Source organism: Micromonospora globbae (assembly GCF_036184225.1).
In the GTDB taxonomy this organism is placed as follows: domain Bacteria; phylum Actinomycetota; class Actinomycetes; order Mycobacteriales; family Micromonosporaceae; genus Micromonospora; species Micromonospora globbae.
The window spans coordinates 1,788,689-1,812,096 of record NZ_CP108084.1; the positions used below are offsets into that span (position 1 = coordinate 1,788,689).

Consider the following 23,408-nt stretch of genomic DNA (forward strand, 5'->3'; position numbering starts at 1 on the left):
GAAGAAATTAGTCTGCCGGAAGTTTTCCCGCGATGCGAGTCCTGGCCGGGGCTTCGGGCGGTTGTACAGGGGAGGTCGGCGTGACGTCGCTGGTGGGTCTGCACCGTGTCCTGGAACCGGCGGGCGTGCTGCCGCAGGCCGCCTGGCGGCTCGACGCGCGCCCGGAGATCGCGGCGAACGAGGTGCGGATCCGGGTGGAGCGGCTGAATCTGGACGCGGCGAGCTTCCGGCAGCTGTGGGAGAAGCACGGCGGTGACGGGGACGCGGTCCGCGCCGAGGTGCTGGAGATCATCGCCACGCGGGGCAAGATGCAGAACCCGGTGACGGGCTCGGGCGGGATGCTCATCGGCACGGTGGAGGAGGCCGGCCCGCGGTCGCCGTTGGGCCTGCGGCCGGGGCAGCGGGTGGCGACGCTGGTGTCGTTGACGCTGACGCCGCTGGTGGTCACCGACGGGCTGGCGCGGTGGGACGGACGGAGCGAGCAGGTGCCGTGCGAGGGGCACGCGATCCTGTTCGCCCGGTCGATCGCCGCCGTGCTGCCCGAGGACGAGGATCCGCAGCTGTCGCTCGCGGTGCTGGACGTGTGCGGGGCGCCGGCGTTGACGGCCCGGGTCGTGTCGCGGTACGTGGCCGATCGGGCGCGCGAGGGGGACGCCCGGCCGGTGACGGTGGCGGTGATCGGCGGTGCGGGCAAGAGCGGCTTGTTGTCGCTGGCGGCGGCGCGGCGGGCGGGTGCCGCGCGTACGGTCGGGGTGGTGCCGGTGGCGGCGGAGCGGGACGCGCTGACGGCGGCGGGCCTGGCCGACGCGGTGGCGTTGGCCGACGCCCGGGACCCGGTGGCGGTGTCGACGGCGGTGACGACGGCGCTGGGGGTGCCGGCGGACGTGACGGTGGTGTGCGTGGACGTGCCCGGGTGTGAGCACGGGGCGATCCTGGCCACGGCCGACGGCGGCACGGTGGTCTTCTTCTCGATGGCGACGAGTTTCGCGGGTGCGGCGCTGGGCGCGGAGGGTCTGGCGGCGGACGTGACGATGCTGGTGGGCAACGGGTACGTGCCGGGTCACGCGGAGCTGGCGTTGGGGTTGCTGCGGGCCGAGCCGGGGGTCCGCCGGCTCTTCGAGTCGCGGTTGGCGGCAGACTGACGCCATGACGAACCCCTCGACGTTGTACCGCGGCGGAGTGCTGCACTGCCCCGCCGATCCGCAGGCGACCGCGTTGCTGGTGTCCGGTGGGCGGATCACCTGGTTGGGGGTGGACGCGGACGCGCCCGCCGCCGACCGGGTGGTGGATCTGGACGGGGCGCTGGTGACGCCGGCGTTCGTGGACGCGCACGTGCACGCGACGGACACCGGGTTGGCGTTGTCGGGGCTGGACCTGTCGGGGGTGCGGTCGGCGGGGGAGCTGCTGGACGCGGTGGCGGCGTTCGCGGCCGGGTTGCCGGCGGACGCCGTGGTGCTCGGGCACGGGTGGGACGAGTCGACGTGGGCGGTGCGGGAGCTGCCGGACGCGGAGGCGTTGGACCGGGCCGGCGGCGGGCGGCGGGTGTACCTGTCGCAGGCGTCGATCCACTCGGCGCTGGTGTCGCGGGCGTTGCTGGCGGCGGTGCCGGAGGTGGTGTCCGCGGCGGGGTACGACGCGTCGGGTTGGGTGCGTCGGGACGCGCACCACGTGGTGCGGGCGGCGGCGTTCGGGTCGGTGACGCGGGCGCAGCGGGTGGCGGCGCAGCGGGTGGCGTTGGCGCACGCGGCGTCGCTGGGCATCGCGGCGGTCCACGAGTGCGGTGGGCCGGACATCTCCGACGAGGAGGACTTCACGGGTCTGCTGGCCGTCTCGGGTGCGGGCGTGCCGGAGGTGTACGGGTACTGGGGTGAGCTGGGCGGGGCCGCGCGGGCGCGGGAGCTGGGCGCGGTGGGCGCCGGTGGTGACCTGTTCGCCGACGGGGCGTTGGGGTCGCGGACGGCGCACCTGTCGCAGCCGTACCGGGACGGTGACGGTTGCGGGCACGGGTACCTGACGGCGGAGCAGGTGCGCGACCACCTGGTGGACTGCGCGGCGCACGGGCTGCAGGGCGGGTTCCACGCGATCGGTGACGCGGCGATCGGCACGGTGCTCGACGGGTTCGCGGCGGCGGCGCGGGAGCTGGGTGTGGAGCGGGTGCGGGCGGCCCGGCACCGGGTGGAGCACGCGGAGATCATGGACAAGCGGCTGATCGCCGGGTTCGTGGAGTACGGGGTGGTGGCGAGCATGCAGCCGGCGTTCGACCGGCTGTGGGGTGGCGCCGGGCGGATGTACGAGGCGCGGCTGGGGTTGGAGCGGTCGTTGGCGTCGAATCCGATGGGCGCGATGCACGGGGTGGGTGTGGCGTTGGCGTTCGGGTCGGATTCGCCGGTGACGCCGCTGGACCCGTGGGGTTCGGTGCGGGCGGCGGTGTCGCACCACAACCCGGTGCAGCGGATGAGCGTGCGGGCGGCGTTCGCGGCGCACACCCGGGGTGGGTGGCGGGCGGTGCACCTGGACAACGAGGGGGTGCTGGCGTTGGGGGCGCCGGCGACGTTCGCGGTGTGGGAGACGCCGGCGGGTGTGGACCGGGGTCTGCCGGTGTTGGTGGCGGAGGACCCGGAGGCGCGGGGGCCGGAGGATCCGACGCCGCTGCCGGTGTGCCGGCGCACGGTGTTGCGCGGGGACGTGATCTACGAGGAAGGCCGTTCGTGACAGGAAAGCTTGACCTGGATCCGGCGCTGGTGGCGCGGGCGCGGGAGTTGGCGCGGCGTGCCGGGCAGCCGGTGGTGGATCTGGCCCGCAGCCACACGACGGTGTCGGTGGAGCGGGCGGTGCTGCGGTTGGCGGGGGTGACCGGGGCCGACCCGGATGGGATCCCGTGGGTGAACCGGCTGGTGGACGCGGTGGCGGCGGACGTCGGTCTGGGGCACGGGGTGGCGGCGGCGGTGTTCGACGCCCTGGCGCGGGAGCAGATCACCGATGTGACGTTGCTGGCGCAGAAGGCGGCGGCGGGGTCGGTGCGGTTCCGGCAGCCGGTGGGGAAGGACGCCACGGCGGCGCGGCGGGCGGCGCGGCGGGCGGTGGCGGCGGGGATCCGGCGCATCGACCGGCGGCGGGCCGAGCGGGAGCGGCTCATCAAGCGGTACGGGGATCCGGCGCAGCGGCCGTGGATCTACCTGATCGTGGCGACGGGTGACATCTACGAGGACATCCCGCAGGCGCAGGCGGCGGCGCGGGCCGGCGCGGACGTGATCGCGGTGATCCGGTCGACGGGGCAGTCGTTGCTGGACTACGTGCCGGAGGGGGCGACCCGGGAGGGGTTCGCGGGCACGTACGCGACGCAGGAGAACTTCCGGTTGATGCGGGAGGCGTTGGACGCCTCGTCGCGGGAGTTGGGCCGGTACGTGCGGTTGACGAACTACGCGTCGGGGCTGTGCATGCCGGAGATGGCGACCCTGGCCGGCCTGGAGCGGCTGGACATGATGTTGAACGACTCGATGTACGGGATCCTGTTCCGTGACATCAACCCGATCCGTACGTTCGTGGACCAGCGGTTCTCGCGGCAGGTGCACGCGCGGGCGGGGATCATCATCAACACGGGGGAGGACAACTACCTCACCACCGCGGACGCGGTGGAGGAGGCGCACACGGTGACGGTGTCGCAGCTGCTCAACGAGTTCTTCGCGCACGAGGCGGGGTTGGCGGACTGGCAGTTGGGGCTGGGGCACGCGTTCGAGATCAACCCGGATGTGCCGGAGTCGTTGCGGTTGGAGTTGGCGCACGCGTTGCTGGCGCGGGAGTTGTTCCCGGACGCGCCGTTGAAGTGGATGCCGCCGACGAAGCACATGACCGGGGACGTGTTCCGGGGGAACCTGCTGGACGGGTTCTTCAACCTGGTGGGCACGATGACGGGGCAGGGCATCCTGCTGGTGGGGATGATGACCGAGGCGGTGGTGACGCCGTGGTTGTCGGACCGGGACATCGCGCTGCAGAACGTGCGGTACGTGCTGGGCGCCGCGGGTGGGTTGCACGAGGACTTCGTGCCGGCGCCGGGCGGGTTCATCCAGCAGCGGGCGCACCGGGTGCTGGCCGAGGCGGTGCGGCTGTTGGAGCGGATCGGTGAGCAGTCGCTGTTGACGGCGATCGCCGAGGGGACGTTCGGGATCATGAAGCGGCCGCCGGACCGGGGCAAGGGTCTGGACGGGGTGGCCCGGCACGAGGACGACTACTGGAACCCGGCCACGGAGATCCTGGAAGGGGCGCGGGCGTGACCGGGGCGGTGGAGAAGAAGATCGTCCGGCCGTACGGGGACACGACCGGCGACGGGATGGTGCAGCTGTCGTTCACGTTGCCGGTGCCGCACGACAAGCGTGCCGAGGGCGCGGCGATCCAGTTGGCCGGGAAGATGGGCATCGACCCGGCGATGCTGGTGCACGCGAAGCAGATCGGCGACGGGTACACGTTCTTCGTGGTGTACGGGCGGGTGAACCACCTGGTGGACGTGTCGGCGGTGCAGGTGGTGGAGCGTGACTACCCGCTGCTGTCGGCCAAGGAGGTCAACGCCCTGGTCAAGCAGAAGCTGCGGCGGAAGCTGTCGGTGGTGGGGGCGTGCATCGGCACGGACGCGCACACGGTGGGCATCGACGCGATCCTGAACGTGAAGGGAATCGCGGGTGAGAAGGGCCTGGAGTACTACCGGGAGTTGAAGGTCACCAACCTGGGTGCGCAGGTGAGCGTGCCGGAGCTGGTGGAGGCGGCCCGGGTGGAGAAGGCCGACGCGGTGCTGGTGTCGCAGGTGGTGACGCAGCGGGACGCGCACCTGCACAACACGCGGGAGATGTCGGCGGCGTTCCGGGAGGCGATGCCGGCGGGGAAGCGTCCGCTGCTGATCGTGGGTGGGCCGCGGTTCGACGAGACGATGGCCGAGGAGTTGGGGGTGGACCGCATCTTCGGGCGGGGCACCACCCCTGGTGAGGTGGCCAGTTACCTGGTGCACGCGTTGATCACGAACAGAAGGGCGAGGGCATGACCGCGGCGAGGCCCGGGTTGACGGTGACGCATCGGCGGTATGTGCCGTACGCGCACGCGCACTACGGGGGGAACCTGGTCGACGGGGCGTACGCCCTGGGGTTGTTCGGTGACGTGGCCACGGAGGTGTGCATCCGGGCCGACGGCGACGAGGGGTTGTTCGCGTCCTATTCGGACGTGCAGTTCCGGGCGCCGATCCGGGCGGGTGACGTGGTGGAGGTGTCGGCGACGGTGACCCGGGTGGGCACCCGCAGCCGCACGTTGGAGTTCGAGGCGCGGGTGGTGTGCCGGGGGCGGCCGGACCGGTCGGAGTCGGCCGCGGAGGTGCTCGACCCGCCGGTGGTGGCGGTCACGGCGACCGGCACCGTGGTCGTTCCCGCGCCGGCGTGACGGTCGCGGTCTGCGCCGACGTCGGGTCGACGTACACGAAGGTGGCGGTGGTCGACCTCGACGGCGGTGAGCTGGTCGCGGCGGCCGCGGCGCCGACGACGGTGGCCACGGACGTGCTGCACGGCCTGGACGCGGCGGTGGCGGCGGCGACCGCGGGGCTCAGGGTGCGGGACGCGCCGTGGTACGTGTGCTCGTCGGCCGGTGGCGGGCTGCGGCTGGCGGTGGTCGGCTACGAGCAGTTGGTGACCGCGCAGGCGGGCCGCCGGGTGGGGCTGTCGGCGGGGGCGAACGTGGTGCACGTGGCCGCGGGGCGGCTGGGCGCGGCGGACCTGTCGGCGTTGCGGGCGGCCCGTCCGGACGTGGTGCTGCTGGTGGGTGGCACCGACGGCGGGGACGCGGACACGTTGACGCACAACGCGACCCGGTTGGCGCGGGCGCGGTGGCGGGTGCCGGTGGTCCTCGCGGGCAACGTGGACGTGCGGGACGAGCTGGCCGGGTTGCTGGCGGCGGCGCGGGTGCCGGTGACGGTGGCCGACAACGTGCTGCCCCGTATCGGTGTGCTGGCGCCGGGGTCGGCGCGGGCGGCGATCCGGGAGGTGTTCCTGCGGCACGTCATCGGCGGGAAGCGGTTGTCGCGGGGGAGCCGGTTCGCGCGGCTGGTGCGGGCGGCGACGCCGGACGCGGTGCTGACCGGTGTGGAGGTGCTCGCCGACCGGGTCGGCGGTGACCTGGCGGTGGTGGACGTGGGTGGGGCGACCACCGACGTGTACTCGGTGCTCGTCCCGGACGAGCGGGCCGGCGGGCCGGGCCGGGAGGTGGCCGGGACGCTGTGGCGGGCCCGCACCGTGGAGGGGGACCTGGGCATGCGGTGGAGCGCGCCGGGTGTGGTGCGGGCGGCGGCGGAGGAGCGGCTGCTCGCGCCGGGGGAGGAGGAGGACCTGGCGCGGGCCGCGGCGGCGCGGGCGGCCGATCCGGGGTTCCTGCCCGCCGGGGAGGCGGAGCGGGCGGTGGACCGGCGGATCGCGCAGTTGGCGGCGACGGTGGCGGTGCGCCGGCACGCCCGTGGTGGGGCGACCGGTGAGCGGGGCGGCCGGGACCTGCGGGACGTGCGGCTGCTGGTCGGGTCCGGTGGGGTGCTGCGGCACGCGCCGGCGGGGCACGCGGCGCAGGTGCTCGCGGCGGTGCTGGCCGACCACGCCGGCGGGTGGGCGCTGCCGCGGGCGGCGCGGGCGGTGGTCGACGTGGAGTACGTGTTGGCGGCCGGTGGGCTGCTCGCGGCGGAGCATCCGCAGGTGGCGGGGGCGTTGCTGGGCCGGTACCTGGCGGTGGACGGAGGACGGTCGGGCGCGACACGCCGAGGCGCGACACGCGACAGGCCGGGGGCGGGTTGACAGGGCCCGGGGGGCAGCACGTACCGTCTTTGAGTCCTACTACGGGAAGCGGCTGTTGTTCGCTTCGTCCCTTCGTCCGCTGGCCGAGCGGCACGGTATCGGTGTCGCGGCGGCCAGGTCCAGCGGGCGGGGGTCGGCGGGGCGGCGCGAACCGGCCGCGGTTACCGGTGTACGGGCAGGGTGAGGCGCACGGCCAGTAGACAACGGCCCGGCGGGGGCAGCCAGTCCGCGTCTGGTCGGTCCGAAGGTCGGCGTGCCGCATCCTCGCCCCACCGGCCGGGAAGGGCCTGGGAGCATCGGGGCGCGGCGCGAGCCGCGCCCCGATTTTCGTTGCCCGCGAGCGCGTCGTGCCCGGGCGGTTCCCTGCGCGACCGCTGCCCGCCTGGCCGTGGCGGTGCCCCGACCGGGCACGCCGCGCGGCCCCGGGGTCGTCAGTCGTGGCGGGAGCGGGCGCGGACGTGCAGGCGTTCCCCCTGCGGGCCGAAGAGGCTGATGAGTTCCGTGGTGCCGGGGCCGGGGTTGTGCAGGCCGTGCGGCACGCGCGTGTCGAACTCGGCGACCTCACCGGGCGTGAGGGTCAGGTCGTGGTCGCCGAGGAACAGCCGCAGCCGGCCGGACAGCACGTAGAGCCACTCGTAACCCTCATGGGTCTTCAGACCGGGATCGCCGCTGGGGGTGCCGGGCGGGATGATCTGCTTGAAGGCCTGCAGCCCGCCCGGTCGGCGGGTCAGCGGCAGGAACGTCATGCCGTGCCGCACGATGGGCCGGGCCCGGACCCGCGGGTCGCCGACCTGGGGGGCGCCGACCAGTTCGTCCAGGGGCACCTGGTGGGCGCGGGCCAACGGCAGCAGCAGCTCCAGGGTGGGGCGGCGGCCGCCGGACTCCAGCCGGGACAGGGTGCTCACGGAGATGCCGGTAGCGTCGGCGAGCTGGCTCAGGGTGGTGCCGCGCTGTTTGCGCAGCGCCCGCAGCCGCGGGCCCACCGCGGCCAGCACCGCCTCCTCGTCGTTTGCCATAACAGCAACAATACTTGTCGTCTCCGCCGGGTCGGGTGCACCGTGGGCGGCGACGGACACGACCAGGAGGTGGAAGGTGGACGACAGGTACGACGTGGTGGTGGTCGGGGGCGGCGCGGCCGGGCTGTCCGGTGCGCTCGCGCTGGCCCGGGCCCGCCGCTCCGTGCTGGTGGTGGACGCCGGTGAACCCCGCAACGCGCCGGCCGGGCACGTGCACAACTATCTGGCCCGGGAGGGCACCCCGCCGGGCGAGCTGCTGGCCGCCGGGCGGGCGGAGGTCACCGGGTACGGGGGGCGGATCGTCGACGGCCGCGTCGAGACGGCCGTCCGCGACGGCGACGGGTTCGCCGTCACCCTCGACGACGGCCGCACGGTGCGGGCGCGGCGGCTGCTGGTGACCACCGGGCTGGTCGACGAGCTGCCCGACGTGCCCGGCCTGGCCGACCGGTGGGGACGCGACGTGCTGCACTGCCCGTACTGCCACGGCTGGGAGGCGCGGGACCGGCGGATCGGGGTGCTCGCCACCTCGCCGTTCGGGGTGCACCAGGCGCAGCTGTGGCGGCAGTGGAGCCCGCACGTGCTCCTGCTGCTGCACGGCGCGCCGCAGCCGAGCGCCGAGGAGGTCGAGCAGCTCGCGGCCCGGGAGATCCCCGTCGTGGACGGCCCGGTCGCCGAGCTGGTGGTCGACGGTGACGCGCTCACCGGCGTACGCCTGGCCGACGGCGAGGTGGTGGAGCTGGACACGGTGGTGGTGGCGCCGCGGTTCACCGCCCGCGCCGGCCTGCTCGCCGGGCTGGGCCTGACCCCGGTGCCCGTCGAGATGGGCGGGCACGTGTTCGGCAGCCAGATCCCCGCCGACCAGAGCGGCGCCACCGAGGTGCCCGGCGTGTGGGTGGCCGGCAACGTCGCCGACGTCCGCGCCCAGGTGATCGGTTCGGCGGCCGCCGGCCTGAACGCCGCCGCGGCGATCAACGCCGACCTGGTGACCGAGGACACCCGGGCGGCGGTGGAGGAACGCCGGCAGGGGCTCGCGACCATGTTCACCGAGGAGGCGTGGGAGGAGCGGTACACGTCGCGGCCGAACGTGTGGAGCGGCAGGCCCAACCCGCAGCTCGTCGCCGAGGCCAGCGGGCTCGCCCCGGGCCGGGCCCTGGACGTGGGCAGCGGGGAGGGGGCCGACGCGGTCTGGCTCGCGCAGAGGGGCTGGCGGGTCACCGGCGCCGACATCTCCGGCACCGCGCTGAAGCGGGCCGCCGCGCACGCCGACGCCGCCGGCGCCGACGTGGCCGCCCGCATCGAGTGGGTCCACGCCGACCTGCGCGAGCAGCCGCCCGCCGAGTCCGCGTACGACCTGGTGAGCGCCCAGTTCATGCACCTGCCGGCCGACGAGCGGCGGGCGCTGTTCGCGCGGCTGGCCGCCGCCGTGGCGCCCGGCGGCACGCTGCTGATCGTGGGGCACCACCCGCGGGACCTGCGCACCACGGCCCACCGGCTGCACATGCCGGAGATGATGTACACGGCCGAGGAGATCGCGGCGGAACTCGATCCGGCCGTCTGGGAGGTGCGGGCGGAGACGAGGTCGCGGGCCGCCGTCGACCCGGACGGCCGGGACGTCACCGTGCACGACGCCGTGCTGGTGGGCCGCCGCCGCTTCTGACCGGCGGGGGTGTCCGGCGGCGCCGGGGGCGCCGCCGGACACGGGGCCGGAGGTCCACCCGGCGGCACGACCGCACGGGGGAGCGCCGGCCGCCCCGGCCCCGGGTGCCGGGGAGGGCGGCCGGGCAGCCCGGGCGGGTAGCCTTCACGTCCGTGATCGTGGTGAGGCACCGGTGACCGCCGTCGAGCGGGACGAGACGCGCGCCGAGGCGGCCCCGCCGCCCCCGGCCACCCCGCCGCGCCCGCTGCCGCTCGCCGTGGCGGTGCCGGCGGCGGTGCTGGCCGGGCTGGCGCTGCTGGTGGCGTTCCCCCCGTACGGGGTGTGGCCGCTCGCGCCGGTCGGTGTGGCGCTGCTGGCCGCGGCCGCGCACCGGCGGCGGCTGCGCGCCGGCGCCGGGCTGGGCTTCCTGACCGGGGTGGCGTTCTTCGCCCCGCTGCTGGCCTGGACGAACCTGCACACCGGCTACCTGCCGTGGGTGCTGCTGTCGCTGCTGCAGGCCGCCTACCTGGCGCTGCTCGGCGCCGCCACCGCCTGGGTGTCGCCGCTGGCCGACCGGGCCCGGTGGTGCTGGGCGCCGCTGACCGGTGTGCTGTGGGTGGGGCAGGAGGCGCTGCGCGACCGCACCCCGTTCGGCGGGTTCCCGTGGGGGCGGCTCGCGTTCAGCCAGGGCGACGCGCCGCTGCTGCGGCTGGCCGCGTTCGGCGGCGCCCCGCTGGTGACGTTCGCCGTGGCCGTGGCCGGTGGGCTGCTGCTGGCCGCCGGGTGGCGGCGGTGGGACGCCGCCGGGCTGCGCAGCGCCCGGTGGTGGCGGCCGGTGGCCGGGCTGACGGTCGGGGCGGTGCTGGTGTGCGCGGCGGGACTCCTGGTGCCGGTGGGACCGGCCGGCGGCGGCGCCACGGTCACCGTGGCGATCGTGCAGGGCAACGTGCCCCGGCTGGGCCTGGACTTCAACGCCCAGCGGCAGGCGGTGCTCGACAACCACGCCGACGCCACCCTCGAACTGGCCGCCCGCGTGGCCGACGGGACGCAGCCCCGACCCGACCTGGTGGTGTGGCCGGAGAACGCCAGCGACATCGACCCGCTGCGCAACCGGGCCGCCGGGGCGCGGATCGCCCAGGCCGCCGACACGATCGGCGCGCCGATCCTCGTCGGCGCCGTGCTGCTCGGGCCCGGCGACGGGCAGGTCCGCAACGCCGGGATCCTGTGGCGGCCCGGCGCCGGCCCCGACCTGGACCAGCTGTACGTCAAACGGCACCCCGTGCCGTTCGCCGAGTACGTGCCGCTGCGCGACATCGCCCGCATGGTCAGCAAGCAGGTCGACCGGGTGCGGGCGGACTTCGTGCCCGGCAGTGCCCCGGGCGTGGTGCGCGCCGGCCCGGTGGTGCTCGGCGACGTGATCTGCTTCGAGGTGGCGTACGACGAGGTGGTCCGCGACACCGTCACCGGCGGCGCGCAGCTGCTCGTCGTGCAGACCAACAACGCCACGTTCAACGTGGCCGAGGCCCGCCAGCAACTGGCCATGGTGCGGCTGCGGGCGGTCGAGCACGGCCGGCCGGCGTTGATGGCCTCCACGGTCGGGGTGTCCGGGTTCGTGGCCCCGGACGGGCGGGTAAGCGACGCCACCGGGTTCAACACCCGCGAGGTGGTGGTGCGGCAGCTGCGCCTGGCCGACGGGCGCACCGTGGCCACCCGTGTCGGGCTGTGGCCCGAGGTGGTGCTGGCCGGCCTGGCGGTGGCCGCCCTGGCCGGCGCGGCGGTGCTACGCCGGAGGCAGCGCGTCGGGTCCGCGTAGACGACCAGCCGGTACGCCGGCGGGAGCGGAGGGGACCGTGCACGAGGCGACCGAGGCGACCGGCGTCGACGGCGTCGGGCGGGTGCTGGTGGTGATCCCCACCTACAACGAGGCCGCCAACGTCAGCGACATCGTGGCGCGGGTACGCCGCACCGCCCCGGCGGTGGACGTCCTCGTCGCCGACGACAACAGCCCCGACGGCACCGGGGCCATCGCCGACGCGATGGCCGGGACCGACCCCCGCGTGCACGTGCTGCACCGGGAGGGCAAGCAGGGCCTCGGCGCCGCGTACCTGGCCGGGTTCGCGTGGGCGCGGGAACGCGGCTACGACGCGGTGGTGGAGATGGACGCCGACGGCTCCCACGCCCCGGAGGACCTGCCGGCGCTGCTGGCCGCCGCCCGCGACGCCGACGTGGTCATCGGGTCGCGGTGGACCCGTGGGGCGCGGGTGGTGAACTGGCCGTTGCGGCGGCACGCCCTGTCCCGCTGCGGCAACCTGTACGCGCGGCTGGCGCTGGGCGTGCCGGTCACCGACGCCACCGGCGGTTACCGCGTCTACCGGCGCGGCGCGCTCGAGGCGATGGACCTCGCGACGGTGTGCTCGCAGGGCTACTCGTTCCAGGTGGAGCTGTCCCGGCTCGCGCACCGCGCCGGGATGCGCATCGTCGAGGTGCCGATCACCTTCGCCGAGCGGGAACGCGGCGACAGCAAGATGAGCCCCCTCATCGTGGCGGAGGCCCTGTGGCGGATCACCACCTGGGCCGTGCAGGACCGGCGGCAGGCCGTGCGGCGCGGCCTGCACGGCACCCCCACCGGGCAGGTGCGGTGGCCGTGAGCCCCACCGTGTCATGCTTGACGCGGGGCCACGCCGGCGCCACCGGCGCCACGACGACCGATGAGGTGAGATGCGCCGAGGACTGAGGTTCGTACCGCTGGCCATGCTGGCCGCGCTCGTGCTGGAGCTGGCCGTTTTCGTCCTGGTGGGGCGGGCCGTCGGGTTCGGCGTCGCGTTGCTGCTGGTGCTGGCCGCGTCGCTGCTGGGGATGGTGCTGCTGCGGCGCGAGGGGATGCGCGCCTGGCGGGGCTTCCGGACGGCCGCGCAGGCCGGCCAGCCGCCGGGACGGCAGGTGACCGACGGGCTCGTGGGGCTGCTGGGTGCCCTGTTGCTGGCGGTGCCCGGTCTGGTCAGCGGCCTGGTCGGGCTTCTGCTGCTGGTGCCGCCCGTGCGGGCCGTGGCCCGCGTCGGCGTGCAACGGGCCACGGAGCGGCGGGTGTCGTCGATGGTCGCCGGTGACCTGTTCGGCCCCCGCCGGGTACGGGTGCGCCGCGGCGCGCCACGGCCGGCGCCGCAGCCGGAAACGGAGCCGCCCGTCGTGGTCGACGGGGGCCGGGCCATCGAGGGTGAGATCGTCGAGCGGTGACACCGGACACGACGGCGCCCCCGGGAGGAAACCTCCCGGGGGCGCCGTCGTGTCGTGCCTCGTCAGGCCCGGCCGCGGCGGGCCCGGACCTCCTGGAGCCGCTCGGCGAGGATGTCCTCCAGCTCGGCGATCGAGCGGCGCTCCAGCAGCATGTCCCAGTGGGTGCGCGGCGGCTTCGCCTTCTTCTGCTCGGGCTCACTGCCGTCGACCAGCCGGGCGACGCTGCCGTCGAACTTGCACTCCCAGGTAGTGGGGACCTCGGCGTCGACGGCGAACGGCACCTCGAACTGGTGGCCCTTGGCGCAGAGGTACTCGCGGGTCTGCCGTGGCGCGAGCTCCGTGTTGCGGTCGGACTCGTAGCTGACCGCGCCCAGGCGGCTTCCGCGCAGCATACGCTCGCCCATGATCGACTTCCCCTCGTTCGTGGTGCTGGACTTATCGTGTAACGGCCGGTGCCCGCCAGGCCATTCCCGCCCGAGGGCGCGTGACGCCCACGGCCGGGCCCGACCAAGGGTAGCCGGCCGTCACAGGGGCCCGGCGGGCTCGTGCCCGGCCGGGTCGCGACGGTGGAGTGGCATCGACTGTCACCGGCGATGTTAACCGCCCCGGCCGGGGGCAGGTTGCGGCCGCCGAGTGGTCCGGTCGCCGGGGTGGTCCGGTCGCCGGCCCCGGTCAGGCCGCCGGGGTCGGCGGCAGCGGCAACGGCAGGCCGGGCAGGCCGTCGATGCTCGTCGCCACGTGCTCCTTGCCGGCGAAGTAGGCGCTCAACGAGGTGTCGTCCTCCCGCGCGAACCGCCGGCCGTGCAGGTCGCGGTCGGCCTCGTAGGTCATGAACGGCACCGCGTACCCGCAGGTGTCGCGGATCAGGTCGGCGCGCACCACGATGATCGCCCGCAGGCCGTGCACGCTCGGGTCGATGTCGGGGAAGTGACCGATCAGCTCCCGCCAGCGGGGATCGTCGCGGAACACCGGCTCGCCGCGGCCGTGCACCCGCACGATGTTCGGCGGCCCCTGGAACGCGCACCACATGAGCGTGATGCGGCCGTTCTCCCGCAGGTGGGCGATCGTCTCGGCGTTGCTGCCGGCGAAGTCGAGGTACGCCACGGTGCGCTCGTCGAGCACCGCCCACGACCCGCGCAGGCCCTTCGGGGAGAGGTTGATGGTGCCGTCACCGGCCAGCGGCGCGGTGGCGGTGAAGAACATCGGCTGCTCTTCGATGAAGGACCGCAGCCGGCCCTCGATGCGCTCGTGTGTCTTGCCCACCCGGCCATCCTCCCGCGCCGAGGTCACCGGCGTCGCCCGCCCGGGCGCCGTCCCAGCACACGGATCACCCCGGGCGGCCTGCGGCGGTTCAGCCGGCCGTGGGGCTCGCGTCCGGAGTGGACGGGGGCGGCACGCCGAGGCGGGCCAGCGCCGCGGCCAGGTCGCCGACCTGACCGGCGAGCTGGGCCACCCGCTGCTGGGCGGCGTCCCGGTCGGACTCGGCGGCGCGCAGCCGTGCGGTCAGCTCGGTGAGCCGGCCCTCGGCGGTGGCCGCCGACCGGCGGGCGGCGGCCAGTTCGGCGGCCGCCGCGTCGCGCTGCGCGGCGGCGGCCGTCAGCTCGCTGCGCAGGTGACCGGCCTCGGCGACCGCCTCCAGCAGGGCCGCCTCGGCCTGCCGGGCGGCCGCCTCCGCGCGGGCGCGGGCCCGGTCGGCCTCCTCGCGGGCGCGGACGGCGTCGGCGGCGGCGGCCCGCGTCCGGGCCGTCTCGGTGCGGGCCTGGTCGATCTGGCGGCGGATGTCCTCCACCTCGGCCCGCCACCGCTCGGCGCGCTCCGCGGCTTCGGCGGCCTCGCGGGCGGCCCGCTCGGCGTCGGCGCGGGCGGTGTCGCGCTCGGCGGTGAGGTCGGCGACGCGGCGCCGCTCGGCGTCGCGCTCCGCGCGTACGGTGCGCAGTTCCTGCCGGGCGGCATCCCGGTCCCGTTCGGCCTGCACGCGCAGCGCCTCCGCGGCGGTGGCCGCCCGGCGCGCCTCGTCGCGGGCCTCGTCGGCCTCCCGGGCCCGCCGCGCGTCCCGCTCGGCCTGCTCGGCGGCGCGCGCGGCGTCGGCGCGGGCCGCGTCGGCGGCCTCGCGGGCGGTCCGGGCCTCGTCGCGGGCCCGCGCGGCGGCCGCCTCGGCGTCCTCGGCGTCCCGGCGGGCCTCGTCGCGTTCGGCCTGCGCCGCGGCGACCTCGGCGGCCGCGTCCGCGCGCGCCTGGGCGAGCTGCCGCTCCACCCCGACCGGGGACAGTTCGGCGTGCAGCGCCTCGGTCAGGGTCTCCACGACCTGTTCGAGCCGGTCCACGGCCTCCCACGTGCGGGCCACCTGTCCGGGCAGACCCGGCGCGTTGCGGTGCCGCATGCGGTTGTTGCGGGAGGCCCGCTGGCAGGCGCCGTCGTTGTCGCGGCAGTAGCGGAACGGCCGGCCCGCGCCGGCACGCTGCGGCACCGGCCGTCCACAGTGGGCACAGGGCCGGGTGTCGGCGGCGGTGGGCTGGGCGTCCATCGAGGCGGAGTCTAGGCGGCGCCGCCGCGGCGGCCACCGTCGCCCTTCGACCGCTCGGGCGGCGAGGCGGGCGCGGCGTCGAGCGCGTAGGACCGGTCGATCAGGTCCGTCATCGCCTGCTGGAAGTCGCGGCGTCGCTGCTCGCTCCAGCCCTCGGTGAGCCGGTCGAAGACCTGTTCCTGTCAGTCGTGGGGGTCGGGCCGGTCAGGGGGTGGCGACGGCCGCCCGGGACCGGTCGGCGGCGATACGGACCGCGAGGGCGCCCAGCACGGTGCCCATCACCCAGCGCTGCGCCCGCAGCCACAGCGGCCGGCCGGAGAAGAACCCGGCGAGCGTGCCCGCCGTGAGCACGATCAGGGCGTTGACCGTCACCGCCACGGCGATCTGGGTCAGGCCGAGCACCAGGCTCTGCGCCGCCACGTGCCCCCGCTGCGGGTCGACGAACTGCGGCAGCACCGACACGTAGACGATCGCGATCTTCGGGTTCAGCAGGTTGGTGACCAGGCCCATCGTGAACAGCCGCCGCGGCCGCTCCAGCGGCAACGGCGCGGGCGTGAACGGCGAGGAGCCGCCCGGGCGCAGCGTGCGCCAGGCCAGCCACAGCAGGTACGCCGCACCGGCCAGCTTCACCGCCGTGTACAGCGCCGGCACCAGCACGAAGATGGTCGCCAGGCCGGCGACCGCGGCCACCAGGTAGACCCCGAACCCGGCGGCGACCCCCAGCAGCGAGACCAGCCCCGCGCGCCGGCCCTGCGTCACGGAGCGGGACACCAGGTAGACCATGTTGGGCCCGGGCGTCAGCACGATGCCCAACGCCACCAGCGCCATCCCCACCAGCGCACCCGTACCGACCATCAGCGCACCCCCGGTTGTTGATCAACTAGGTCGACGCTACCGGGGGCGGCAGCGGTAACCGAGGTCCAGTCCGCGGGCCGTGGACTGCGGGACGCCCCGCGGGCCGGGAATGCGGCGCGACGTGCGGGGCGCTGTGCGTACCGGCGGGCCGCCGCCGGGCGGCGCGTTACGGTGAGACCGGGGAGGTGACCGATGAGCAGGTGGGAAGCCGGCGTGGAGGCGCAGATCCGCGCCGCCCAGGAACGCGGCGAGTTCGACAACCTGCCGGGCGCCGGCAAGCCGATCCCCGGCCGGAACATGCCGTACGACGAGTCGTGGTGGATCAAGAGCTTCCTGCAACGGGAGAAGCTCCCCACCGACCTGCTGCTCCCGACGCCCCTGCAACTGCGGCGCAAGATCGAGCGGGTGCCCGAGGAGGTGCGCGACCTGCCCAGCGAGGAGGCCGTACGCGCCTACTGCGCCCTGCTCAACCAGGAGATCGTCGCCTTCCTGCGCGCGCCCACCGGCCCGAAGGTCGTCGTACGCCCGGTCGACGCCGACGCGGTGGTCGACCGCTGGCGCGACGAGCGCCGCGCCGCCACCCCGCCGCCGGCGCCCGACGCGACACCGCCGGCCGCCGACCGTACGCCCGGGCGGTTCCGGTGGCCGTGGCGCCGCCGTCGCGCGGCCTGACCCGCGATCCCGCGACGCCGATCCCGTTCGGCCGATCGCGACGGGCACCGGCACGTACGGCCGGCCGAGCCCGCCGGCTGACCGCGCGCAATGCCGTGGCGCGGTCCCGGAGCCGGTTGTTACGGTGGGGACCGCACCTGATCAAGACCAGGGAGACCAGACATGGTGGGTGACGACGACATCTCCGGGTGATACCGGACATGCCCGGCGTTCCGGCCGGCGGCGCGCGACGCCGCTTCCCGGCCGCGCCGCCGCGCACCCGTAGACCCTGTCGTCCGCCGGGCGTCGCCGCAGCGCGCCCACCACCTTTCCCGAGGTCTGTCCCATGTCCAGCGCGTCCATCGTCTGCTCCCACCTCTCCTTCTCCTGGCCGGACGACACCCCGGTCTTCACCGACCTGTCGTTCACCGTCGGCGAGGGCCGCACCGGCCTCGTCGCGCCCAACGGCGCGGGCAAGAGCACCCTGCTCAAGCTGATCGCCGGCGAGTACCGCCCCACGGCCGGCAGCGTCACCGTCGACGGGGTCGTCGGCTACCTGCCGCAGACCCTGCCGCTGGCCGCCGACCTGACCGTGGCGGAGGTGCTGGGCGTCGCCCCGCTGATCGCGGCGCTGCACGCCATCGAGTCCGGCGACACCAGCGAGGAGCACTTCGCCACCATCGGCGCCGACTGGGACATCGAGGAACGCACCCGCGCCGAGTTGGACCGGCTCGGCCTCGCCGACGTGGCGCTCACCCGGCGCCTGCACACCCTCAGCGGCGGGCAGGTCGTGTCCCTCGGCCTGGCCGCCCAACTGCTCAAGCGCCCCGACGTGCTGCTGCTCGACGAGCCCACCAACAACCTCGACGCCGACGCCCGCCACCGCCTGTACGAGGTGCTCGACGGCTGGCACGGCTGCCTGCTGCTGGTCAGCCACGACCGGGCGCTGCTGGACCGCATGGACCGCATCGCCGAACTGGACCGCGGCGAGCTGCGCCTGTACGGGGGCAACTTCACCGCGTACACCGAGGCGGTGCGGGCCGCCCAGGAGGTCGCCGAGAAGAACGTCCGCAACGCCGAGCAGGAGCTCAAGCGGGAGAAGCGGGAGATGCAGCAGGCCCGCGAGCGGGCCGCCCGCCGCGCCAGCACCGCCGCCCGCAACCTCAAGAGCGCCGGCCTGCCGAAGATCGTCGCCGGGGGGCTGAAGCGCAGCGCCCAGGAGTCCGCCGGCCGGTCCAACGAGACGCACGCCGCGCGGGTCGACGAGGCCCGGGCGCGGCTCGACGAGGCCAGCCGCGCGCTGCGCGAGGACCAGAAGATCGCCATCGAGCTGCCGGACACGGCCGTGCCGGCCGGGCGTACGGTCTTCGAGGGCGAACGGATGCAGGTCCGTCTGGGTGACCGGGCGGTCTTCGCCGGCGACGGCGTCGACCTGACCGTCCGCGGCCCGGAGCGCATCGCGCTCGCCGGCCGCAACGGCGCCGGCAAGTCCACCCTGCTGCGACTGATGAACGGCGACCTGACGCCGCAGGGCGGGCGGATCCGGCGGGCCGACGGGCGGGTCGCGTACCTGTCGCAGCGCCTCGACCTGCTCGACCTCGACCGCACCGTGGCGGAGAACCTGGCCGCGTACGCGCCGTCGCTCACCGCGGAGCAGCGGATGCACCTGCTCGCCCGGTTCCTGTTCCGCGGCACCCGCGCGCACCTGCCCGTCGGGGTCCTCTCCGGCGGCGAACGGCTGCGCGCCACCCTCGCCTGCGTCCTGAACGCCTCCCCGGCGCCGCAGCTGCTGCTGCTCGACGAGCCGACCAACAACCTCGACCTGGTCAGCGTGGCCCAGCTGGAGAGCGCGCTGGCCGCGTACCGGGGCGCGTTCGTGGTGGTCAGCCACGACGAGCGGTTCCTGCGGGAGATCGGCGTGAACCGGTGGCTGCGCCTCGACGACGGCCGGCTGACGGAGACCGGCCCGCCCGCGGAGTGACCCGCGCCGCGGCCGGAACTGGCAGGATGGGCGGCATGGCTGACGTACGCTCCGCGGTGCAGCGGCTCTACGAGGAGCTGCTGACCGCCTGGAACGACCGCGACGCACGCCGGTACGCCGCGTTGTTCACCGAGGACGGTTGCCTGGTCGGCTTCGACGGCAGCCAGGTCGACGGGTCCGAGGTGGAGGGTCACCTGACGCCCATCTTCGCCGACCATCCGACCGCGTCCTACGTCTGGCGGGTGCAGGAGGTGCGGTCCCTGGGCGCCGACGCCGCGCTGTTGCGGGCCCGGGTGGGGATGGTGCCACCGGGTCAGGCGGACGTGAACCCGGCGGTGAACGCCGTGCAGTCGCTCGTCGCGGTGCGGCGGGACGGGGTGTGGCGCGTCGCGCTGTTCCACAACACCCCGGCCCAGTACCACGGCCGCCCCGACCTCGCCGACGCCCACACCGCGCAGATGCGCGAGGCCCTGGGCGCGAGCGTCGCGCGGGGCTGACGCGTCCTCGGCCGGCGGCACCTCGGTCGACGGCGGCATGTCCGGGAGGTGCGGCGGGGACGGCCGGGCGGCTCAGCGGGTCGACCAGCGCAGGCGTACGCCGCCGAGCCCGGGTTCGCCGAGCCCCGCGAGCGTCAGCGTCGTGGCCGAGCCGCCCGCGGCGTCGGGAATGCCGTTGCCGCTGGCCGGTTGCGGCAATAGGGTCGGACGCGTGACTGCCGGGTCGGCCATGGGCCACGAGCGAGTGAGGCACCCGGCCGCGGAGTGAGCACGCGGCGGCCTCGCGGCCCGCCCGTCCCCGCTGCCACGCGATCCGCGGCCTCTTCTCGGCCGCACCCGCCTTCCACCTCGCGTACGCGCACGCCGCGGCGTCGCGCGCGTTCCCTGCTGCTCACACGAAAGCGATGCATTGCCGAACGACGTCAACCAACAGATCATCGACGAGTTCCGCGCCAACGGCGGGCGGGTCGGCGGGCCCTTCGAGGGCGCGCGGCTGATCCTGCTCACCACCACCGGGGCGCGCACCGGAAGGTCGCACACCACCCCGCTGTGCTACCTGCCCGACGACGGCGGCCGGATCCTCGTCATCGCCTCGGCCGGCGGCGCGCCCCGGCACCCGGACTGGTTCCACAACCTCCTCGCCGACCCGACCGCCACCGTCGAGGACGGCACCTTCACCTACCGGGCCCGCGCCACCGTCCTCACCGGATCGGAACGGGACGAGGTGTTCGCCCGCGCCGTCGAGGCCGACCCGGGCTGGGCCGCGTGCCAGGCGAAGACCGAGCGGGTCATCCCCGTCGTCGCGCTGGAGCGGACCAGCGGCGGACCACCCGACGCGCCGTCCCTCGGCGCGGCCCTCGTCCGGATCCACGACGGGTTCCGTCGGGAACTGGCACTGATCCGCCGCGAGGTCGCCACGACGGGACCCCGACTGGGCGCCCAGCTGCGGGTCAACTGCCTGGCCGTCTGCCAGGGACTGCACCTGCACCACACGTACGAGGACACCGGCATGTTCGTGGGACTCGCCGCGCGGCACCCGCGACTCGGGCCGACCCTCGAACGGCTCCGCGCCGAACACGCCCGCGTGGCGGACCTCGTCGACCAGCTGAGGGCGGCCGTCGGCGACCGGGCCGCCGACCCGGCCGACGTACGCCGGCGCGTCGACCAGCTCACCGACGAGTTGGAGCGGCACCTCGCGTACGAGGAGGAACAGCTCGTGCCGGTCCTCGACGCGATGGGCTGACGCGTACGTCCGGCGCCGCGCCGATGGTCACGGCGCATCAGCCGACGTCTACCTCATTATCCCACGAGCACTGTCTCGAACTACGAGGGGTAGTGGCGTCCGGCGCGATCCGTGGTCGCTACGGTGCCCCGCATGCGTGTTGGCGGCGGGAGGTCCGTGCCATCCGGGCGCCCGCGACGACGGACGCGGCGGTGCGGCGGGCTCGCCGCACCGCCCGCGCCGCCAACCCGAGCGGGGGGAGGATCTGATGAACGACGACGTGATCATCGTCGGGGGCGGTCCCGTCGGGCTGATGCTGGCCGCCGAACTGACGCTCGCCGGCGTACGCCCGGTCGTGCTCGAACAGTTGCCCGAGCCCGGCACCGAACACAAGGCCAATGCCCTGATCGGCCAGGTCGTCCGCTTCCTCGACCACCGGGGGCTGTACCAGACCCTCGGCGGCCCCGGCGACCGACCGCAGCCCACTCCCGCGTTCCAGTTCGGCGCGCTGCCCCTGAAACTGTCCGACCTGGCCGACAACCCGTTGTACGGCCTGCGGATCCGCCAGGCCGACCTCGAACGGCACCTGGAGCGGCGCGCCCTCGACCTCGGCGTGGACCTGCGTCGCGGACACCGGCTACGGGAACTACGCCAGGCCGACGACCATGTGAGCGTGCAGGTGGAGGGCCCCGACGGCGACTACGAGATGCGTGCCAGTCATCTCGTCGGCTGCGACGGCGCCCGCAGCGGCGTACGCAAGCAGGTCGGTGTTCCGTTCGCCGGGTTCACCGATCCGAGCGTCGTCTCCCGCGCCGCGCACGTGGCCGTGCCACCCTCGTCGATCAGCACGTCCACCGCCGAGCTCGTCCTGCCCAGCGGTGACCGGATCGGCCTGTACGCCTGGCACCGCACCGAACGCGGCGCCTACGCGGTGGTGCCGTACGCGCCCGGCGTGGTGATGGTGTCGGTGATCGAGTGGAACGGACCCCCGATCGCCGACGGGACCCCGGTCAGCATCGACGAGCTACGCGCCAGCCTGAGCCGGGTCCTCGGACAGGACCTGCCGATCGCCGCACCGACGACCCCGGGACCGCACCTGCTCCGCCGCCGGTACGCCGCGAACGCCCGGGTCGCGACCGCGTACCGGAGCGATCGGGTGTTCCTCGCCGGAGACGCCGCGCACGTGCATCCCGCGGTCGGTGCGCCCGGACTCAACCTCGGTCTGCAGGACGCGGCCAACCTCGGCTGGAAACTCGCCGCGCAGGTGCACGGCTGGGCCCCACCCGGACTGCTCGACAGCTACCACGCCGAACGCCACCCGGCCGCCGAACGGGTCACCACGCACAGCCAGGCACAGCTCGCGCTGATGTCCCCCGGACCCGCGATCACCGCACTGCGTCAGGTCGTCGCCGAGCTGCTCGAAACCCCCGACGCCACCGCGCAGATCACCGACCTCCTGGCCGGCGCGGACGTCCGCTACCGGATGCACCACGGCACACCGCACGCCCTGACCGGCCGCTTCGCCCCGGACCTCGACCTGCGTGTCGGATCCCGCGCCACCCGCCTCGCCGACCTCATGCACTCCGGACGGCCACTGCTGGTGGACCTCACCGGCTCCGGTCACCTCGCCGACCTGACCGACGCATGGCGCGACCGCGTCGACCTCGTCACCGCCGACGTACCGGCACCGCCACCCGCCGACGCCCTTCTCGTCCGCCCGGACGGCTACGTCGCGTGGGCCCTCGGCCCGGACGGCACCGACGACCTCCTCGACGCGCTGACCACCTGGTTCGGCGCGCCCCGGCCCCGCGACTCGCATGGGTGAGCGCGCCTCGCGGCGGCCCGCCGCCGGCTCCCCGCCCCGCGCCCGCGTCCGCGACCTCGGCGTCGTCGTCGGCGACCTGCCCACCGGGCCGCACAACGCCGTCACCGACGTTCCCGGCGTGCTCGTGGGGCACACGACCGTCGACGACGGCGCCGAGCTGCACACCGGCGTCACGGCGGTGGTCCCGAGCCATCTGGGCCCGCAACGGTGGACGCTGCCCGCCGCCGTGTACCGCGGCAACGGCTACGGGAAGCTGGTCGGCTCGACCCAGGTGGACGAACTCGGCGTCCTGGAGTCCCCGGTCGTCCTCACCGCCACCCTGTCGGTGTTCCGCGCCGCGGACGCGGTGCTCACGTACCTGATGGGCCGCCGGCCGGACGCGGTGTCGCTCAACCCCCTCGTCGGGGAGACCAACGACGGCCACCTGTCGGACATCCGCCGCCGGCCCGTCACCGAGCAGCACGTGCTCGACGCGATCACCGGAGCGGCGGGCGGCCCGGTCGCGGAGGGCTGCGTCGGCGCGGGCACGGGCACCACCGCCCTCGGCTACAAGGGAGGGATCGGCACCTCGTCCCGGACCGTGCGCGCCGGCGGCGAGCCGGTGACCGTCGGCGCCCTCACCCAGTCCAACTTCGGCGGGGTGCTGACCGTACGGGGGGTGCCGCTGCCGGCCGACGAGCTGATCCCGGAGCGCGACCGCACCGAACCGGCCGGCAACTCGTGCATGATCGTCGTCGCCACGGACGCGCCGCTGGACGCCCGGCAGCTCGGCCGCGTCGCCCGCCGCGCCGTCTTCGCCATGGGACGCGTCGGCGCGTCGTACAGCCACGGCAGTGGCGACTACGCGATCGCGTTCAGCACCGCCCCGCCGACCCGGCCGGCGATCCCGGACTCGGCCCTCGACCCGATCTTCGCGGCCGTCCTCGACGCGGTCGAGGAGGCGCTGCTCAACTCGCTCTTCACCGCCACGACCACCAGGGGAGTGGGCGGTCGCACCAGCCACGCCGTACCGCTCGACGCCGCCGTGCGGCGTCTGGCCGCCGCCGGCCGGTTGGCCCCGCCGGCCTGAGCGGGCCCCCGCTCTTCCCGCTGCCGCGCTCCGGCCCTGGCGACACCGGGCCCGCCGCTCTGACCGCTGCCGACGCCGCGCCTGCTGCG

The 23,408-nt window shown here is 75.2% G+C and carries 22 protein-coding genes; 16 read left to right on the plus strand and 6 right to left on the minus strand.

Annotation, left to right across the window (positions count from 1 at the left end; genetic code table 11):
• Positions 1-32: 32 nt before the first annotated feature.
• Genes kdd through OG994_RS07980 form a run of 6 tightly spaced genes read left to right on the plus strand, consistent with a single transcriptional unit; the run spans position 33 to position 6,809 of the window.
• Positions 33-1,142, plus strand: a complete 1,110-nt coding sequence (gene kdd, locus OG994_RS07955; RefSeq protein WP_328852679.1) for an L-erythro-3,5-diaminohexanoate dehydrogenase — start codon at positions 33-35, stop codon at positions 1,140-1,142.
• 4 nt (positions 1,143-1,146) lie between these two features.
• Positions 1,147-2,712 carry an amidohydrolase gene (locus OG994_RS07960; protein ID WP_328852680.1) on the plus strand — a complete coding sequence of 522 codons (1,566 nt, stop codon included), beginning with the start codon at positions 1,147-1,149 and terminating at the stop codon, positions 2,710-2,712.
• On the plus strand, positions 2,709-4,271 hold the full coding sequence (kamD, locus tag OG994_RS07965) for a lysine 5,6-aminomutase subunit alpha (RefSeq protein ID WP_328852681.1): 1,563 nt from the start codon (positions 2,709-2,711) through the stop codon (positions 4,269-4,271). Before OG994_RS07960 ends, kamD begins: the two co-directional genes overlap by 4 nt.
• Complete coding sequence (gene kamE, locus OG994_RS07970) at positions 4,268-5,029, plus strand: lysine 5,6-aminomutase subunit beta (RefSeq protein WP_120327040.1); 762 nt, start codon at positions 4,268-4,270, stop codon at positions 5,027-5,029. The genes kamD and kamE overlap by 4 nt, the downstream gene beginning before the upstream one ends.
• Positions 5,026-5,418, plus strand: coding sequence for a 3-aminobutyryl-CoA ammonia lyase (kal, locus tag OG994_RS07975; RefSeq protein WP_120327041.1), 393 nt, complete (start codon positions 5,026-5,028; stop codon positions 5,416-5,418). Before kamE ends, kal begins: the two co-directional genes overlap by 4 nt.
• The gene (locus tag OG994_RS07980; protein WP_328852682.1) at positions 5,415-6,809 is read left to right on the plus strand and encodes a glutamate mutase L; all 1,395 of its coding nucleotides are present in this window, start codon (positions 5,415-5,417) and stop codon (positions 6,807-6,809) included. Before kal ends, OG994_RS07980 begins: the two co-directional genes overlap by 4 nt.
• Before the next feature lie 431 nt (positions 6,810-7,240).
• Here the strand turns inward: OG994_RS07980 and OG994_RS07985 are convergent, their stop codons facing one another.
• Complete coding sequence (locus OG994_RS07985) at positions 7,241-7,825, minus strand: helix-turn-helix domain-containing protein (protein WP_328852683.1); 585 nt, start codon at positions 7,823-7,825, stop codon at positions 7,241-7,243.
• 76 nt (positions 7,826-7,901) lie between these two features.
• On the opposite strand from OG994_RS07985, the gene OG994_RS07990 reads away from it, so the two are divergent.
• The 4 genes from OG994_RS07990 to OG994_RS08005 all read left to right on the plus strand — a co-directional run bounded on the left by OG994_RS07990 (position 7,902) and on the right by OG994_RS08005 (position 12,695).
• Positions 7,902-9,482: an FAD-dependent oxidoreductase gene (locus OG994_RS07990; RefSeq protein WP_328852684.1), complete on the plus strand. Its 1,581-nt coding sequence runs from the start codon at positions 7,902-7,904 to the stop codon at positions 9,480-9,482.
• A gap of 172 nt (positions 9,483-9,654) precedes the next feature.
• Positions 9,655-11,274 carry an apolipoprotein N-acyltransferase gene (lnt, locus tag OG994_RS07995; RefSeq protein ID WP_120327045.1) on the plus strand — a complete coding sequence of 540 codons (1,620 nt, stop codon included), beginning with the start codon at positions 9,655-9,657 and terminating at the stop codon, positions 11,272-11,274.
• Between the two features lie 37 nt (positions 11,275-11,311).
• Positions 11,312-12,109: a polyprenol monophosphomannose synthase gene (locus OG994_RS08000; RefSeq protein ID WP_328852685.1), complete on the plus strand. Its 798-nt coding sequence runs from the start codon at positions 11,312-11,314 to the stop codon at positions 12,107-12,109.
• Positions 12,110-12,179: 70 nt separating this feature from the next.
• Positions 12,180-12,695: an FxsA family protein gene (locus OG994_RS08005; RefSeq protein WP_328852686.1), complete on the plus strand. Its 516-nt coding sequence runs from the start codon at positions 12,180-12,182 to the stop codon at positions 12,693-12,695.
• A 62-nt stretch (positions 12,696-12,757) separates the two neighbouring features.
• Here the strand turns inward: OG994_RS08005 and OG994_RS08010 are convergent, their stop codons facing one another.
• From OG994_RS08010 to OG994_RS08025, 4 genes are all read right to left on the minus strand, one after another.
• The gene (locus tag OG994_RS08010) at positions 12,758-13,099 is read right to left on the minus strand and encodes an RNA polymerase-binding protein RbpA (RefSeq protein ID WP_091349210.1); all 342 of its coding nucleotides are present in this window, start codon (positions 13,097-13,099) and stop codon (positions 12,758-12,760) included.
• 268 nt (positions 13,100-13,367) lie between these two features.
• Positions 13,368-13,958, minus strand: coding sequence for a pyridoxamine 5'-phosphate oxidase family protein (locus OG994_RS08015; protein WP_328852687.1), 591 nt, complete (start codon positions 13,956-13,958; stop codon positions 13,368-13,370).
• 88 nt (positions 13,959-14,046) lie between these two features.
• Positions 14,047-15,219: a hypothetical protein gene (locus OG994_RS08020; RefSeq protein WP_328852688.1), complete on the minus strand. Its 1,173-nt coding sequence runs from the start codon at positions 15,217-15,219 to the stop codon at positions 14,047-14,049.
• 204 nt (positions 15,220-15,423) lie between these two features.
• Positions 15,424-16,074: a LysE family translocator gene (locus OG994_RS08025; RefSeq protein ID WP_328852689.1), complete on the minus strand. Its 651-nt coding sequence runs from the start codon at positions 16,072-16,074 to the stop codon at positions 15,424-15,426.
• A gap of 192 nt (positions 16,075-16,266) precedes the next feature.
• Between OG994_RS08025 and OG994_RS08030 the strand changes: the two genes are divergently transcribed.
• The 3 genes from OG994_RS08030 to OG994_RS08040 all read left to right on the plus strand — a co-directional run bounded on the left by OG994_RS08030 (position 16,267) and on the right by OG994_RS08040 (position 19,203).
• The gene (locus OG994_RS08030; RefSeq protein WP_328852690.1) at positions 16,267-16,746 is read left to right on the plus strand and encodes a DnaJ family domain-containing protein; all 480 of its coding nucleotides are present in this window, start codon (positions 16,267-16,269) and stop codon (positions 16,744-16,746) included.
• A gap of 325 nt (positions 16,747-17,071) precedes the next feature.
• Complete coding sequence (abc-f, locus tag OG994_RS08035) at positions 17,072-18,706, plus strand: ribosomal protection-like ABC-F family protein (protein ID WP_120327052.1); 1,635 nt, start codon at positions 17,072-17,074, stop codon at positions 18,704-18,706.
• Positions 18,707-18,741: 35 nt separating this feature from the next.
• Positions 18,742-19,203 (plus strand): SgcJ/EcaC family oxidoreductase, encoded by a 462-nt coding sequence (locus OG994_RS08040; RefSeq protein WP_328852691.1) that lies wholly within the window; start codon positions 18,742-18,744, stop codon positions 19,201-19,203.
• Between the two features lie 72 nt (positions 19,204-19,275).
• On the opposite strand, the gene OG994_RS08045 is transcribed toward OG994_RS08040, so the two are convergent.
• Positions 19,276-19,434, minus strand: a complete 159-nt coding sequence (locus OG994_RS08045; RefSeq protein WP_328852692.1) for a hypothetical protein — start codon at positions 19,432-19,434, stop codon at positions 19,276-19,278.
• 178 nt (positions 19,435-19,612) lie between these two features.
• Here OG994_RS08045 and OG994_RS08050 point away from each other — a divergent pair, with 178 nt between their 5' ends.
• The 3 genes from OG994_RS08050 to OG994_RS08060 all read left to right on the plus strand — a co-directional run bounded on the left by OG994_RS08050 (position 19,613) and on the right by OG994_RS08060 (position 23,319).
• Entirely contained in the window at positions 19,613-20,446 is an 834-nt protein-coding gene (locus tag OG994_RS08050) for a nitroreductase/quinone reductase family protein (protein WP_328852693.1), read from the plus strand.
• 247 nt (positions 20,447-20,693) lie between these two features.
• Positions 20,694-22,250, plus strand: a complete 1,557-nt coding sequence (locus OG994_RS08055) for an FAD-dependent monooxygenase (RefSeq protein ID WP_328852694.1) — start codon at positions 20,694-20,696, stop codon at positions 22,248-22,250.
• A complete protein-coding gene (locus OG994_RS08060) occupies positions 22,243-23,319 on the plus strand; it encodes a P1 family peptidase (protein WP_328852695.1) in 1,077 nt (358 codons plus the stop codon). The genes OG994_RS08055 and OG994_RS08060 overlap by 8 nt, the downstream gene beginning before the upstream one ends.
• Positions 23,320-23,408 lie beyond the last annotated feature (89 nt).